Here is a 15909-nt window from a genome sequence, read left to right as displayed (position 1 = left end):
CCAGGTCTTTTTACAAACGGTGATGGATCCGCAACAATAGAATCAATAGTTTCAAAAAACTTCTTTTTGATGTATGATGCTTTCATGAGTGCCTCCTTAAATCAATGTGTGGTCGGATACCTTTGATTTAAGGGGCCGCCTTTGCTAAAGCTTCTTTAGCAAAGGCGGCCGCACTTTTTGAGGCCTGTGTCAAGCCCTAATTTAAAAATTTTCAAATAAAAAAGTGATTCTTACGTTCTTTGTAGAATCACTTTTTCTTTTGCAATAATGTTTTTGATATGAAAGTATATATGAATTTCCTTAACTAAATGACATTGCCCCGTCCCCCTAGTCCATTTCTATATACTTTACGCAGAAGATATACAATCAGCGGTACCGAAGCAAACGGTATACCAAAAGCAGGAAACATGTTAAGTATTCCATACAATAAACCAACTAATGTTGCCAGATTTTGAACATGGGTATTGGCCTTATCATTCTCAACCATATCCAAGAACAGTAATCTGCAAGATACAACGGCAATTATAACCTTAAGAATATATCCGGCAACGTATGCAACAAAGGGTGGAAAAATCATGAATAAAACAGTATATAACGATAACTCGCTTGGAAGTGCATCCCTTGAAACACCACCTAAAAATGGGGCTGCCACTCCATGCGAAAAGAATATCCCCTCATTTCTCAACATAGCAAACTGCGCCATAAACAGGTCCAGATTATCCTGAACTGCAATATAACTATTCTCTCCAATTAAGGCATAAAACGCCAAAACTGTTAATAGGAAAATTCCGACTAGGTAGAAACCCAACCATCCTTTTTTCCCTTTGGTTTTTGTTTCCATAACTCAACCTCTACTTCTGTAGTTTATCCCCAATATAACCTAATAGCCTCTTTATACCAAAAGCCGCAAATGGAATCCAATAAACATAATATCTCATTGCATACCTTGATGATCCTTCCCAGAACTCATGGAAGACAATGCCACCAAATATCAGGAGCAATACAAGCATTTCAGAATCTGATACATTTCCTTTTCGCAATATGCTCACTAAATAAATCACAACTCCAAGATAGCATATTGTCATATAAACATTCATAACCCACTGCATGACAGTGGAACCAAAACCTGAAACCAGAAAGCCTGCAAGCCATGTAGGATTGTCATGGTGCCTGTTTACCAGATCAAGGTTATGAGTTGAAATGCAGACTGAATCCGCCCACTGAGTCAGGAATTTCCTTAAGAAGAACTTCCCTGCATGTAAAGGTCTGTTTGCAAAATCAGCCAGTGTCTCTTTGATATTCTCTATAGCTGCCGCCTTGGTTGCTTCTGTTTCATAGTTATTCTCAGCGAAAACATGATAGTTATAGCCATTGTACCATCCATCTTCCAGTTCACTCTCCTGAAGCCCCATGGCTATGTGTGAAACTGATGGACTTCCAGTTGGAATCGAATCAAGGCCTGTAACATTGCAGTAATATGCATTAACAAGTCCTTTAACGCCGAAAGTCAAAGCAATCATAACCAGTATTATTGCAAGGCTCATGATTACCCTAGTCTTCCAAATTCTAGCGCCTTTATTACTAACATTAACTGCATACTCACTTTCAGAATTATTTTTCTTCTGTATCAGATTCAGTATAAGCATCATTACCAGCGCAATCAGTGCAATCTCACAGTTAGTCTTTAACATAATTGCAATAGCAATTGCCACTCCTGCTCCAATCCCATAGCTCACCTTTTTCCTCTTCATATACAGAATTTCCAGGAAAAGAGCTATAGTCTGGGGCGCCATGCTCAGAATATCTCCATAGATATATGTCACATAATTATAAAAGAATAGCATCCCTGTTGAAAAAACAGCCATAATACTGCAAACTTCTCTATCACAAAAAAACTCCCATGTCATCTGGTATAAAATATAAACAGTAATAAGAATAGATAAAAGCTGCACCAAGTCCCAGGCTATGTAGTTACCAATTCCAAATGCAGTGCACATCATCTGTCCAAATGCAACATATCCTAGCTGAAATGGCCAGATATAAAGATATCCTTCTTTATCTGTCAGCGATGAATAATCTCCCGCCATAAAGGAATTAATAATATCATCCAATGTCTTGGAATCATTAACCGGTAGCGGTCTTATTGAAAAAATCAGCATTAGACAATATACAGCACAAAAAATAAGTCCAAACAAAAGTGGTACTCTATTGTGCTTAAGCACACCACTTTTTTTTAAAACCATAAACACAAAAACTACTCCTGCACATAAAAGCAGGAGTAGTAATATATTCTCTCTTCCATAGTGAGGCCAATCATTTTCATAACCGTAATCATAGTAAATTGTAGTTACTATGCTGGTTCCCAAAACTAAAACTGCAGCCAATAAAAGACAGAAAACTATTATTAAATTAAATGCTTTTTTTATCTTAAACAATCATTTATTCCTCAGCTCACCTGATGAGTCTCATCATTCAACAGCTTCACAACATCAATCAAAGTATAAAGATATGCACCCACGTAAAAAAGAGAAACCACAGTCATATTGACGATATCTCTGGCTCCAAAAAGAGCATAGGCATATGTTGATAGTGAGCATACGTTTGCTATAAACATAGGCCATACAATGTTTTTTCTAAGTAACACCGCAAATGGAGTCAGCAACAGAAGCATCGCATAGTCATATCTCTCATGCATTCCCGGAAGCAATACTACGCAGGTCCATGCCGTGAATATAGCGAGGTATACTACAAGTTTTCTGTCGATGTTGTCCTTTCTTCTATAGCAGAAGAAAGCAATGATAACTAAAACTACAAAAAGAACCATTATAGCAGCACCAGACAAAAGCTTATCGAAATTGTCGAAGCCAAGATTATACAGATTAGGGAAAAATGAAACCATTCCATAACCTTCAGAATCCAGCTCCTGAGTCTGATAAAGATATGAAAGATATGTTCTCTTAAGTCCGTTCTGACAGATTACCTCTGGCAGTCCTGCTATAAAATAAACAGCAGGGATCCACAAAAACTCTAAAACACTAAAGGTATTTCTTTTGCCGGAGTCCTTAAGAACCCTGTCATAGCTATGAAATCCTTCTGTAATATACAGAATCAAATAAATCGGTAAAAAAATAATTGACTGCAGCTTTACAGCGAAGGCAACGCCATACCATATAAAGGATGCGCGATATTCCTGCTTTAACAATTTGTATAAAGAGATCATCAAAAAGCATGTGTACAAGGCGTCAACCTGCTTCCACAGCGCTCCATTAAATGCAACAAATGGAAGGAATAGCGTTGCAATTCCTGCAAACATTGAATGATGCTTTCTCCCTGTTAACAGATAAAAAATCTTGAAGATAAAAACTGCTGATACAAGCTCACAGACAAACGCTACTATGCTAAGTGGAAGCCAAGGTTCCACAGGAAGAAGTGAGCACAGAGCATACATCACATTAAGTGGAACATAATAGTCGCCAATAGCATTTCCAAGCCCCTTAATGATGCCATTTTCTCTGTAATAATCCACCCACACCTTGTAGTAGTCGTTATAATCAGGAGACAGTGTGGTTTCCGGTGCAAACTTAACTCTTATAAAAACCGCTGCCAATAAAAGAAGGCATAAACAGATTTCATACATATACTTATTTATTATGTTTTTCAGGAATCTATCAATTGCCAACTCTTTTTTCATGCTTTCTCCCTATTTATTCAAACTTCACAAGCATCAAATATTTCTTGAAGGTTCCGCTTACGCTTCAGGAAACTCATACTTTGTCTTATCCTCAACACTTATCTCATCACCAATCTGAACCTCATTGATAACAAGTTCAGTTTTAGCAATAACGGTGTGTCTCTGTCCAGCCTTTATTGAAACAACTGAGCCAGGCTTTATATCAATCTTCTCACCATCAAGAATAACAGTTCCCTCACCGCTCATCACTGTCCATACCTCATCTCTATGGTCATGGCTGTGATAGTGGAGCTTGTGCTCAGGTAAAAGAACAATCCTGATTACAAGAGCCTTGTCCTGAATATCCACAATAGTAAAGCTTCCCCAGGACTTTTCAGCGTAGCGAACCTGATTATCAAGTTTTTCAACGAAAGGTTTGATGTAACTTGACTGAGTCTTGTCTGCAACCAAAATTCCATCATTAGAGGCTGCAACTATCATGTTCTTAAGTCCCATTGCGATAATAGGTACATTTAACTCATTAACAATGTTGCTATTTTCACAGGCGTCATCCATCTGAGCCTTTCCAATAATCTTCTCATGCATCTCCTCAGCAAAGGTGTTCCATGAACCGATATCCTTCCAGGCACCTGAGAACCTAACAACACCAATAGACTTTTCATGCTCACCTACAGCATAGTCAAAACTGATCTTCTTGCAATCACCATAGTGGTCAAAAAGATCCTGATAATCCTTAAAATCAATAAGCTCATGAGCTCTGTCTAAAATGTAGCCAAGCTTAAATGCAAATACTCCGCAGTTCCAAAGAGCACCCTCATCAATATATTTCTGAGCAGTCTCCACGTCCGGTTTTTCCTTAAATGCTGAAACCTTGCTAATGTGTTCTTTTGTCTCCGGCTGAATGTAGCCGTACTTTTCACTTGGATATGTTGGCTCAACACCCATGAGATTAAGGTTATAATCCTCTGACTTAACCATCTCATCAAGCTCTTTAAAACACTCAAAATAACTATCGTCAACGTATGGATCAACAGGACAGATAATAACTGCATCATCTCTGTCCACACCAAGTTTATCTGAAAGATAGCTGGCAGCAAGTGCAATAGCTGGGAATGTATCACGTCTTGTTGGTTCAACGCAGACTGAAACCTTATCACCAAGCTGGTTATGGATAGATGAAACCTGAGTCTTGCTGGTTGCTATTGTAATATTTGCATCAGAATCAATCTTCTTTATCTGACTATATACACGCTGAACCATTGATTCAAGCTCATTATTTGAATCATTCTCCGGGTGAAAGATCTTAATAAACTGCTTTGATCTCACGTCATTTGAAAGTGGCCATAATCTCTTTCCGCTGCCACCTGATAATAAAACTATATTCATAAAAACCCCTAAATCTAAAATTAGTAATCATTATTCCCATTGAGAGTCTTATCTTCTCCATGCATTAACACAATCGATGACTCTCTGCTGTTCTTCCTCTGTCATACCTGTGTAGATAGGAAGTGACACTACCTCATTAGCATATTTTTCGGTAATAGGAAGGCTACCCTCAGGAAGTCCCAAATACTCATAAGCTTGTGACCTGTGTGGCGGAATCGGATAGTGGATAAGTGTCATGATTCCATTTTCCTCAAGATACTGTCTGAACTCATCACGAGCCTTGCACTGCTCCTCGCCATCCTTATCAGGAACTCTCAGAACATACTGATGCCATACGCAGGTTGAGCCTTCGGCTACAGTTGGCTTGATCACAAGTTGATTACTAATTCCCTCTGCATAGCGACGACCCAGATCATATCTTTCGTTAGTGATATCTTCCATGTGAGTCAGCTTAACTCGCAAGAGTCCCGCCTGAAGCTCATCAAGACGAGAATTAGCACCAACTACCATGTTGTGGTATCTCTTCTCACTGCCATAGTTTCTATATATCTTCATGAGCCTTGCAAGCTCAGGATCATTGGTTGTAATAGCACCTGCATCACCATAGGCTCCCATGTTCTTGGATGGATAGAAAGAAAAGCATCCAAAATCACCAAAGCTTCCTGTCATCTGTCCATTATGGCATGCACCATGGGACTGAGCACAGTCTTCAACAAGCTTAAGATTATGTCTCCTACAGATATCCACAATCTTAGTCATATTAGCTGCCTGGCCATAGAGATGAACTACCAAAATTGCCTTTGTCTTATCAGTGATCTTCTCTTCTATCTTATCAGCATCAATCTGATAATGCTCATCCGGTTCAACAAAAACAGGAGTAGCGTCATTGATTGTAATGCCCATAACGCTTGCAATGTAAGTATTGCCTTGAACAATTACTTCATCGCCCTTACCGATTCCTAGAACTCTAAAGGCCAACCAGAGCGCATCCAAGCCACTTGCAAGTCCAACAGAATATTTGGTTCCAACATACTCAGCAAACTCTGTTTCAAAGTTTTCAACTTCTTTTCCAAGGATATACCAGCCTGAGCGAAGTACCTCAAGAGTCTTCTCCTCATATTCCTTTTGATATCTTTCAAAGCCTCTGTCCATTCGGCCCTGCATTATCTTTTCCATATCTTTTCCTCTAATCTAATGCAAGCGATTTTTATATCACTTGTCATCATGTTTTTTCACTTCATCAATGATAAATGGAGGTCTCTTCCTTGCTTCTTCAAGTGCTCTCCAAATGTACTCTCCCAACACAGATAGCATCAAAAAAATGGCTCCAAATCCAAAAAGAACAACCGACATAAGTGAAGCATAACCTAAAATTGGAGTTCCTACAGTGAGTTTCTCATGTAACACCATAATAATACCAATTATTGAACAAAACGCAAAAAGCATTCCCAAAGTTGCCATGCATCTAATTGGAAAATATGAAAAGCTCATCATTGAATCCACAACGAGCTTGATCTTTTTCCCAAGAGTCCACCTGGATTCACCAATTTCCCTATCTTTTCTGTGAAAATAAATCTTTTCAGTCTTAAATCCAACCCACATAACCTGAAGTGTAAGAGATGAGTTTTTCTCATCCATAAGCTTCAAGACTTCAATTGCTTTCCTATCAACAAGGTAGCAATCACATCCGCCTTGCGGCATGTCCTTATTGATAGTCTTTCTGACAAGCCAGTAGTAGCATCCTGCAAAAAACTTTTTAACAGCACTCTCATCTCTCGATTCACGAATAGCTAGAACAACCTTATTCCCACGTTTCCAGCTCTCATACATATCAAGAATCAGAGTTGAATCTTCCTGAAGATCTGCCTGCTTGGTAACAGCGCAGTCCCCTGTGCATACAGAAAGTCCTGCCAAAATAGCTGCATGCTCACCAAAGTTTCTTGAAAGCTTTGTGCAAACTACATTAGGATCCTTGGCTGCAATTTTTTGTATCACTTCCCAGGAATTATCTCCGGAACCGTCGTCTACGAACACAATCTCGTAGTCTCCAAGCTTTCCAAGGATTTTCTCCTTCATATCATCATATAAAAGTTCCAATGTATCTGAATTATAATACACAGGAACAACAATAGAAATTTTAGACATTTTCCTCTTTAACCTGCTTTTTATTTCAATAACCGACTAATAAGTCTGTTCAGTTATCAATTTTCTCTATTAACTTCCGCAAGAAATGCGTCATAATCCCTTATATATTCACTATCAATATAATGCTCACTCGCAAGTACTAAAAGAACTGAATCCGGTGAGAAATCATACATTTCCTTCCAAACCATCGGTGCAAGATACAACCCCATCCTTGGCTTATCAAGAACAACAATTTCTTTCTTCTTACCATCATCAACAAGAACTTTGCTGCTACCGCTCACATTTATAAGCACAAACTGAGTATAGCGGTTAGCATGGTTTCCTCTCCTTATATCCGGATCAGATCCTGACATATAGAAGACTCTTCTGATATCAAATGGAATATCAAATCCGGAACCTTCTGCGACTACGAGATTTCCTCTTTCATCACCATATTCCTTAAATTCTAAGACTTTGTAATTTTCTTTAATTTCTCTCATTTCTTCTTCGTCTAATCCTTCCTGCAACTACGCTAATATGCATATACACCATTTCTTATTCCCTAGGCAAAAGAACTGTCGTTTCTTTATCATAATATATAGCCGTCGCCTGATTTATCCACTCACTACTGTCGGGCGTAACATCCATATAGAATAGCATTTCAGGATGAACAGAATACTCTCTAAGTTCAGCATTCTTTATGGTATCATCACGGAGAATACTCAATCTTTCATCATTTTCCTGTCTATAGGTTGCTGCCCTTCCACTAACAATATCATAAAGAGCAGATGTACACGAATAATAGTCAGGTTCAGGCTTTATTGAAAGGGCTGAACCAATAGCAAAAATGAGAACGCAACATGCAATAATCATTGAAAGCACAGATGAAAATGTATTACTATCATCCGACTCGTCCTTAGTAACACCACTCAAATATTTCGTATCAAAATACTGTCTTGCAACAGCTACCAGATAAAACTCCACCAGCACCAACATGAACACGTATTCCATAAATGCAAGTGCACGAAGCCTGCCGGCATCAATATTTGCCGTAGCAAATATTGGAGGAGTCATATTTGATGACACTAATAAAAACGCAAACAAAACAAATAAAATAGGATGTTCAAGTCTTACCTTTAGCTTTCCCGCCATCTTCCAAAATACAGGAACCAGCAAAAAAAGTATAACCAACACTTCCCATCTGGTCATGTCATTAAAGAGCATATCAAAGGTATCATACAAAGATACAAATACAGCCTTCACAGGACTCATCTGCGTAGTCTCGGCAAACCTGTTTGAATTGCCGGGACCAAAACATGAAAAAGAAAAACCAATTAGATTGATAACAAGCGGAATCCAAATATTACTAAAGGACTTCCTTTGTTCATCATCTATCCCTTGAATATCAAACTTTCCAAGCTTAACCATCACAAAAACATATAACAATAGTACTGAGCAAATGGCAAGTTCCAAAGCTGACAAATAGTTTGCGCCTCCCATGAAGAATGCCCATATTGAAGCCCATATCAGTTTCCTGAGCCTTGCCTTTTCATCACTTTCATAAACTGATCTGATAAGAAGTCCAAGCCAAAAGAAAGCCATACCAAATGTAAAAGTATAGTTAATGGCTCCGCTATACCAGTAAAAAGCCTCAACTCTAGTACCTGAACCATTAAGGCACTGAACCATCATGAACAAAGTCAGCATCCTGACAAGATTTGTAAGGTCCTTATCAAGGTGCAGCGCCATCACAAAAAGAGCATCAAAAAAGTAGCACACACCAAATGTCAACATTCCCACAACAAGGAAAGGTGTCAGGAAATAAAAGCCCTCTCCAAAAACGCTTGGACAGATACAAGTCAGAATAATTGAAAAGAAATATCCTTCATACTGGCTGTACACCACCCATGATTTCTGAAGTGAAGCAATGACTGTTCCAAAGAAATCACCATTGGCTGCAAAATACTGCCTTGTCTCAAGAGCCATCGAAAAATCGTCAGCTGAAGGAAAATCATAAAATCCTAAAGCCAGCATCGGTATCAGACTCAGCACATAAACAGCAGTAAAAGCAATGCTTAGTTTTCTTGTATTTAGTTTTATGTTTATCTTTGGTGTCTTGTAACTAAACATCAGCAATAATACTCCTTGTACCACTTAGCAAAAGACCTAAGTCCCTCGCGAAGAGGTGTAGAAGGCTTAAATCCAAAATCTTCCTGCAGTGCTGATACATCAGCGTAAGTAATCTCTACATCACCGGGCTGCATAGGAACAAGCTCCTTGTGAGACTCAAAATCATAGTCTTCAGGAAGAACTCCTGCACTAATAAGTTCCTGCTGAAGAATATCCACAAAATCAAGAAGATTTACAGGATCATTATTTCCAATATTGTAAACCTTGTATTTTACTCCATTCTCATTCTCAAAAGGAGCAACCTGCATAACATTTACAACACCCTTAACTATGTCGTCAACATAAGTAAAGTCACGTTTGCAATTACCATAGTTGAATATCTTAATCTTTTCACCATTAACAAGTTTATTGGTGAATCCAAAGTAAGCCATATCCGGGCGTCCTGCAGGACCATAAACAGTAAAGAAACGAAGTCCTGTAGATGGAATTCCATAGAGCTTAGAATATGAATGAGCCAACAACTCATTAGACTTCTTAGTTGCCGCATATAAGGATACCGGATTATCAACCTTATCCTCTACGCTGTATGGTATCTTTTTGTTAGAACCATATACGCTTGAACTGGATGCATATACTAAATGCAGAACGCCTGCATAGTGTTCATCCACACTTTTAGCATCATATGAATGTCTGCATGCCTCAAGAATATTGTAAAATCCAATAATATTAGACTCTATATACGCATCAGGATTCTCTATTGAATAACGAACTCCGGCCTGAGCTGCGAGATTCACAACAACTTCCGGCTTAAACTCTTCAAATACAGAATTCACAAGTTCCTTGTCTGCAATGCTTCCGCGGGCAAAATCAAAATTACCACCTAAATCATAGATCTCACGTAATCTATCATTCTTAATCTTTGGGTCATAGTAATCATTCATATTATCAATACCATAAATATGAATATTCTCATATGACCTAAATAGTTCCTTACATAGGTTGGCGCCAATAAATCCTGCTGCACCTGTTACCAATATTCGTTTTCCATTTAAATCAATGTTTTTCTCTAACACTTCTAAATATCTCCAATCACTTAGCACCCTTACCAAAAAGCACAACATAAACAGTCTTGAGCAATATCTTGATGTCCTCGGTAAGGCTCCAGTTATCGATATACTGAAGGTCAAGCTTCACGACCTCATCAAAATCCTGAATATCACTTCTGCCACTTATCTGCCAGAGCCCGGTAAGACCAGGAGTCATAGAAAGGCGTCTTCTGTAATGCTCATTGTACTGCTCAAACTCAGCCTCTGTCGGTGGTCTTGTACCAACCAAAGACATATCACCTTTTAGTACATTCAAAAACTGTGGAAACTCATCAAGACTGGTCTTTCTGATAAATGCTCCCACCTTTGTAATACGCGGGTCATTCTCCATTTTGAACATGAGCCCACTCATCTCATTCTGATCCTGAAGGTCCTTTAACCTCTCCTCAGCATCAATATACATAGATCTAAACTTATAGATTTTAAATCTACGGCCGTTTTTTCCAATACGAGTCTGTGAAAAGAAAACAGGTCCGGGAGAATCAAGTTTAATTGCGGGAGCAAGGAAAAGAGTGATAATTCCAGTAAGGACTAATCCTACAAAACCGCCAATAATATCCATAAATCTCTTAATGGATAATCTCTTATAACTGCTGCGATTCATGCAATAAGTTATAACAGAATATCCAAGATAATCATCAAACTGCGTATGAGCCTTGCTGATTCCCGGAAGTTCAAGATTATAATGAGTTGTAATACCCATCTCCTCAAATCCTAAAATAATCTTCTCCATACTATTCTGGGGAATGTTAGGTGTATTAATAAATACCTCATCAAAAGGATCTGTCAAAAGCCTCTCTGTAAGGTTATGAATTCCTTCATGTACATGCACGTCGCCAATATACCAAGTCTTCGTATCATCACCCTGTGCCCTTGCACTACAGGTTCCATTGTCCACCGAAGAGAAATCTTTTAAATCATCACTAGACTTTACCTCAGGATCAACTGCATAAGCCCTGACAACCTTATAGCCAAAAGAATCACTCCGTTTCATAAGCTTATCTATAGTCTCTTCAATCAGCGATTTTTCAGCCACAACAACAACATTTATAATATTATTATCTGAAGATAAATGCTTTCTATAAAACTCTTTAAATATAACCCTTGCAATGTAGGTAAGAATAATTACAATCCAGACAAAGTTAATGATCACCAGTCGCGAAAGTATCTCATACCATTTTAGAAAAAACACCACAAACAAAGTGCCAAAAGAAATAGTTGCTACGAACCTGATAACAAATAAGAATTCTTGAAACCACCCTCTGATAAGAAAGTCTCTATCCCAATCCGCTAAAAACGTATATACTGTTCCAACAAGCAAAATGACAACACACACCAAATAGTGCAGCGTCTTATCTCCATAATCTGCTTTAGAATTATATCTCCAAAAGCTTGCAATCATATAGCTGATAACTATGCAGACCATGTCTACTGCCCACAAGAAATATGATTGCAATGTTCTGTACTTTGCACTCATGAACTTTCCCCAAAGACTTTCAATTCTTTCTTCCCTTATTCTTTATCATCTCGTTGAAAGAATACCAAACAAATTTTGAATTTGTGACCAAATAACGCTTAAATAGTCTTTTTGGATCAACAAACAATCTAAACAACCATTCAAGCCCAATTTTCTGAACCCAAATCGGTGCCCTTCTGGCAGTTCCGGCATGAAAATCAAATCCTGCTCCAACTCCCATCATAACACCATTAATTTTCCCTTCATGAGCTTTCATCCATTTTTCCTGCTTAGGGGCACCGAGGCCAATCCACACAATATCTGCTCCGGATTCATTGATCATATTTACAACTTCTGCGTCTTCTTCATCAGTAAGTTTCCTAAATGGTGGTGAATACATGCCCTTTATGTTGATTCCAGGATATTCGAGTTCAAGTTTTTCTTTCAAAGCACTAAGAGTTTTCTCGGTCGAGCCATAAAAATAATGAGATACTTTTCCATCCTGAGTATTCTTAAACATGTTTCTCATAAAATCCGGACCAGCAACTCTTTCTGCTCCAATAATACCGCTTCTTTTTTGCCTTCTAGCTATAGGTGTTCCGTCAGGAAAGACAAATGCCGCTCCATTTAATATATCCGCATAACCTTTATCTTCCATTGCCATTACAGTTGTATGTACATTAGAAAAACAAATATATTTCCCTTTAAGCTCATCTAAATGACGGATTACATGAAGTACAGCCTCTTCAACTCTTGCCACTGCATATTTAACCCCAAATACATCAAAGCGTTCACCTCTGACAAAGGCTGGAATTGTTGCGAATCCATCAACATCAATTACAATCCCAGGCTTTACCGTATATCCCAAACTTTCCATTGTAAGATATGTTCTTATTCCATTTTCTTCCAATGCATGCATCAAAGAATACGATTTCTTTTCCGTTAGTGCTGCAGCACAAATTACAACGCATTCGTAATCACCATTTTTATAACTATCTATTATATTTTCAATACCCTCATTTACATTATCAACAACAAGTGCTCTTATTTCCCCAGGCACGCCCCACTTTCGGATATAGCTACGTCTATACAACATTCTTAAGACATATCCATAAACGACACTAAAGGTCATGAAATAAATCACGACCCTTCTTGATGCTAAAACTGATTTCTGAGTAGCAAAAAGATATGCTACAGACAAAACAATAAGCAAAAATCTGCTTCTAATAAGCTTTAGCATATTCTCTATAGGATCCATTTCAACTATTGGACACCTTTTCGCATCATAACTAAAGTATACTATTATCTCAAATAAAATAACGGTAATAATCATTGACAAGTAAATTCCAAGACTAAAATCAACCCAGTTGATAATAGCCTTGTATCTAATTGCCACCGCAGAAATAAATGCCAAGATAATAGATAACTCATCTATTATAAAAGTCTTTTGATGTATTATATTATTCTGATATTTTCCAGGACCTCTCCTGTTATAATTTGCCATGCGTATTCTTCTTATACCCTCCGCTGGCGCTTCAGATACTGCCAATCTTGTGTCTGTTTTGTTCTATCCACTGCTGAAGCTGGGGAATAGTCATCCACTCTTTATTGTTATCAGATGTATAACTAAAGCCTTCAGGTACCTTGACTCCACCTTTGATCATGTCCTCAAAGTTACCCCATTCACAAATCTGAGGTAAAATTTTGTAGTGCTCAGGATATTCATATGTAAAGTGCGAATCTTCCACACCTATCATCTGCTCATGAAGTTTCTCACCCGGTCTGATACCGATTTCAACCTGTTCAGCATTTGCATCAACCGCAGTAGCAATGTCACAGATATTCATAGACGGAATCTTTTTAACATAAATCTCTCCGCCTTCCATGTCATCAAAAGCATGCCATACTAGTTCTACTCCCTGCTCAAGAGAAATCATGAACCTTGTCATACGCTTATCAGTAATAGTAAGCTTTCCCGACTGTGCAGTTTCCATGAAATACGGAATAACTGACCCTCGAGATCCCATAACATTTCCATAACGCACTACTGCAAACTTGGTCTTACCACCAGTATATGAATTGCCTGCAATAAAAAGCTTATCCGAACAAAGCTTAGTTGCACCATAGAGATTAACCGGTGAACTTGCTTTATCAGTTGAAAGGGCAACCAGTCTCTTCACACCTGTATCAATACATGCATCAATAAGGTTCATTGCGCCATTCACATTAGTCTTAATACATTCAAATGGGTTGTATTCTGCAGTTGGAACAATCTTAGTCGCAGCAGCATGCACAACATAGTCCACACCATTTAGGGCTCTATAGAGTCTGTCTTTATCCCTTACATCACCGATAAAGAATCTAACCCTTTTATCTCCCTGGAACTTCTTAGCCATATTCCACTGTTTCATCTCATCACGTGAATAGATGATAATCTTTTTAGGATTGTATTTCGCAAGAGTCATAGGCACAAAAGTGTTTCCAAAAGAACCCGTTCCTCCTGTGACCAAAATGGTCTTATTTGTAAGCATTTATAAGCCTCCTAGCAATAAATATATCAATAGAATAATTATATTAAATGTCAATCAACGACAACACATCCAAGAACTTTTACGCCATAACTTTTGGCCAGTTCGAGCTCCTTAGCGATATCTTCGTACTTTGATATTCTTAATCTTTCAACCATGATAGCACCGTCAGATTCAGCAAGTTTTGCAAGTGATGATGGATCTGAAAGAACTGATTTTCCACACTCGACATTAATCTCACTATAGTTCTGATTTACAGTTTCTACTACCTTATTTGTAATAGCAGATACGAGCACATCATCACTGGTACTCACCGCATAAAGTTTTTTAAGTTCAGTCTTCTGAGCCCCAAGACCAACTCCTGCCGTTATCATGCCAAGCTCACCATACTCACCATCTTTCATGATTCCAAGAACAGGTACTTTAAAGAGCTCAGATATTTCATCTTTTGTCTTAATTGTCTGTGATAATACATACTTAAGGCAAATCCACATAATAACAATGAAAGCTCCTGCAAAAAGACCAAGCATTGCATATTTTATGTCAAAACTTCTCGCAACAGTTTTCTCAGATTCAACAACTTCAGTTTCTTCCGGCTGAGCTTCAACTTCAATTACTTCTGTTTCATCACTTGTATCGCCATCAATAAGCTTTGTGTACAAAGCCTTCTGGTCAGCTGTAAGTGCATTTCCCACAGTCAGCATAACGTTTTGGAGATTCTTTAATGCATCAACCTGCGTCTGTTGTTCTGAAAGAATACCTGTATTAACATTTACAGAAAAATACGTATCAAGGTATTCGATATCATGCTCATAAAGACTCGTAGCTGTAGGAATCTGAGTTTCAAGTTCTTGCATTAACACATCAAGAACCTTCTTGCACTCTTCTTCATTTCTTGCTGTAACTGTTATATTTAAAATACTGTTTGCTTCAAGGCCAACACCATACAGCTCTTTAACATAGTTTTCAGCTATGCCATCTCCAAGAGTTCTTGCTACCTTAGCAATAACCTTCTCGTCATTCAAAGCCTTGTAATAAACAGCAGCTATATTGTTTATATCATTAACTTCTGAAATTTCAGGATAGGAAACTTTATAATAGTTACTTATTCGATAAGATGCCACCATTGTAGGAACCTTATCGGCATCAAGTTGCATACGAATTGAACTATTAATATATTTTTCTTTATTGGCGTAAAGTTTTTTATAGTAATTATAAGCGTTTACTGCCATATCAACTTCTGTAATCTCTCTATCAGAAAGTTTTTCTTTAAGAGATTCAATATTTGATGTGATAGCAGCTTCATCTACAACCGTCTCTCCGGTCTCAACTTCAACCACCTTGGCTGACTTCGCGTAACCAACCGCACTTCCAATTACTAATCCAATAAGAGCAAAAGCTATTATCAATTTCCATTTCTTAAGAATCTGACGGCAAAGATCAATTAAATCAATCTCACGTTCATCTCTATAATTCATACAACCTCCA

General features: G+C 38.0%; 13 protein-coding genes. All 13 read right to left on the bottom strand.

Annotated features, from left to right (window positions below; translation table 11 throughout):
* Positions 1–304: 304 nt before the first annotated feature.
* Complete coding sequence (locus C4S54_RS10390; RefSeq protein ID WP_103869476.1) at positions 305–841, bottom strand: DUF6044 family protein; 537 nt, start codon at positions 839–841, stop codon at positions 305–307.
* Between the two features lie 10 nt (positions 842–851).
* Positions 852–2243 carry a glycosyltransferase family 39 protein gene (locus C4S54_RS10385; RefSeq protein WP_146059989.1) on the bottom strand — a complete coding sequence of 464 codons (1392 nt, stop codon included), beginning with the start codon at positions 2241–2243 and terminating at the stop codon, positions 852–854.
* Between the two features lie 203 nt (positions 2244–2446).
* Positions 2447–3691 (bottom strand): glycosyltransferase 87 family protein, encoded by a 1245-nt coding sequence (locus C4S54_RS10380; RefSeq protein ID WP_103869474.1) that lies wholly within the window; start codon positions 3689–3691, stop codon positions 2447–2449.
* 57 nt (positions 3692–3748) lie between these two features.
* On the bottom strand, positions 3749–5077 hold the full coding sequence (locus tag C4S54_RS10375; protein ID WP_103869473.1) for a sugar phosphate nucleotidyltransferase: 1329 nt from the start codon (positions 5075–5077) through the stop codon (positions 3749–3751).
* A gap of 48 nt (positions 5078–5125) precedes the next feature.
* Positions 5126–6253 carry a DegT/DnrJ/EryC1/StrS family aminotransferase gene (locus C4S54_RS10370; protein ID WP_103869472.1) on the bottom strand — a complete coding sequence of 376 codons (1128 nt, stop codon included), beginning with the start codon at positions 6251–6253 and terminating at the stop codon, positions 5126–5128.
* A 36-nt stretch (positions 6254–6289) separates the two neighbouring features.
* Entirely contained in the window at positions 6290–7222 is a 933-nt protein-coding gene (locus C4S54_RS10365) for a glycosyltransferase family 2 protein (protein ID WP_103869471.1), read from the bottom strand.
* 56 nt (positions 7223–7278) lie between these two features.
* Positions 7279–7701, bottom strand: a complete 423-nt coding sequence (locus C4S54_RS10360; RefSeq protein WP_103869470.1) for a sugar 3,4-ketoisomerase — start codon at positions 7699–7701, stop codon at positions 7279–7281.
* A 55-nt stretch (positions 7702–7756) separates the two neighbouring features.
* Complete coding sequence (locus C4S54_RS10355) at positions 7757–9331, bottom strand: DUF6056 family protein (protein WP_103869469.1); 1575 nt, start codon at positions 9329–9331, stop codon at positions 7757–7759.
* Positions 9331–10404, bottom strand: coding sequence for a GDP-mannose 4,6-dehydratase (locus C4S54_RS10350; protein WP_242973785.1), 1074 nt, complete (start codon positions 10402–10404; stop codon positions 9331–9333). Before C4S54_RS10350 ends, C4S54_RS10355 begins: the two co-directional genes overlap by 1 nt.
* Before the next feature lie 16 nt (positions 10405–10420).
* Positions 10421–11914 carry a sugar transferase gene (locus C4S54_RS10345; protein WP_103869467.1) on the bottom strand — a complete coding sequence of 498 codons (1494 nt, stop codon included), beginning with the start codon at positions 11912–11914 and terminating at the stop codon, positions 10421–10423.
* A gap of 19 nt (positions 11915–11933) precedes the next feature.
* Entirely contained in the window at positions 11934–13397 is a 1464-nt protein-coding gene (locus C4S54_RS16235) for a WecB/TagA/CpsF family glycosyltransferase (RefSeq protein ID WP_242973784.1), read from the bottom strand.
* Between the two features lie 31 nt (positions 13398–13428).
* Positions 13429–14424 (bottom strand): UDP-N-acetylglucosamine 4,6-dehydratase (inverting), encoded by a 996-nt coding sequence (gene pseB, locus C4S54_RS10335; RefSeq protein ID WP_103869466.1) that lies wholly within the window; start codon positions 14422–14424, stop codon positions 13429–13431.
* 50 nt (positions 14425–14474) lie between these two features.
* Complete coding sequence (locus C4S54_RS10330; RefSeq protein WP_103869465.1) at positions 14475–15899, bottom strand: hypothetical protein; 1425 nt, start codon at positions 15897–15899, stop codon at positions 14475–14477.
* Between the last annotated feature and the right edge of the window lie 10 nt (positions 15900–15909).

The sequence above is a fragment of the Butyrivibrio sp. Su6 genome (assembly GCF_900108105.1).
Lineage (GTDB): Bacteria > Bacillota > Clostridia > Lachnospirales > Lachnospiraceae > Butyrivibrio.
The sequence above is the reverse complement of the archived record's forward strand: the minus strand, read 5'-3'. Positions and strand labels throughout refer to the sequence as shown.

Bases quoted from the DNA above. Each gene is read 5' to 3' on its own strand.
- pseB (WP_103869466.1), bottom strand. From the start codon at position 14,424: ATGCTTACAAATAAGACCATTTTGGTCACAGGAGGAACGGGTTCTTTT.
- C4S54_RS10330 (WP_103869465.1), bottom strand. From the start codon at position 15,899: ATGAATTATAGAGATGAACGTGAGATTGATTTAATTGATCTTTGCCGT.
- C4S54_RS10365 (WP_103869471.1), bottom strand. From the start codon at position 7,222: ATGTCTAAAATTTCTATTGTTGTTCCTGTGTATTATAATTCAGATACA.
- C4S54_RS10360 (WP_103869470.1), bottom strand. From the start codon at position 7,701: ATGAGAGAAATTAAAGAAAATTACAAAGTCTTAGAATTTAAGGAATAT.
- C4S54_RS10380 (WP_103869474.1), bottom strand. From the start codon at position 3,691: ATGAAAAAAGAGTTGGCAATTGATAGATTCCTGAAAAACATAATAAAT.
- C4S54_RS10385 (WP_146059989.1), bottom strand. From the start codon at position 2,243: ATGGTTTTAAAAAAAAGTGGTGTGCTTAAGCACAATAGAGTACCACTT.
- C4S54_RS16235 (WP_242973784.1), bottom strand. From the start codon at position 13,397: ATGGCAAATTATAACAGGAGAGGTCCTGGAAAATATCAGAATAATATA.
- C4S54_RS10370 (WP_103869472.1), bottom strand. From the start codon at position 6,253: ATGGAAAAGATAATGCAGGGCCGAATGGACAGAGGCTTTGAAAGATAT.
- C4S54_RS10375 (WP_103869473.1), bottom strand. From the start codon at position 5,077: ATGAATATAGTTTTATTATCAGGTGGCAGCGGAAAGAGATTATGGCCA.
- C4S54_RS10345 (WP_103869467.1), bottom strand. From the start codon at position 11,914: ATGAGTGCAAAGTACAGAACATTGCAATCATATTTCTTGTGGGCAGTA.
- C4S54_RS10355 (WP_103869469.1), bottom strand. From the start codon at position 9,331: ATGTTTAGTTACAAGACACCAAAGATAAACATAAAACTAAATACAAGA.
- C4S54_RS10390 (WP_103869476.1), bottom strand. From the start codon at position 841: ATGGAAACAAAAACCAAAGGGAAAAAAGGATGGTTGGGTTTCTACCTA.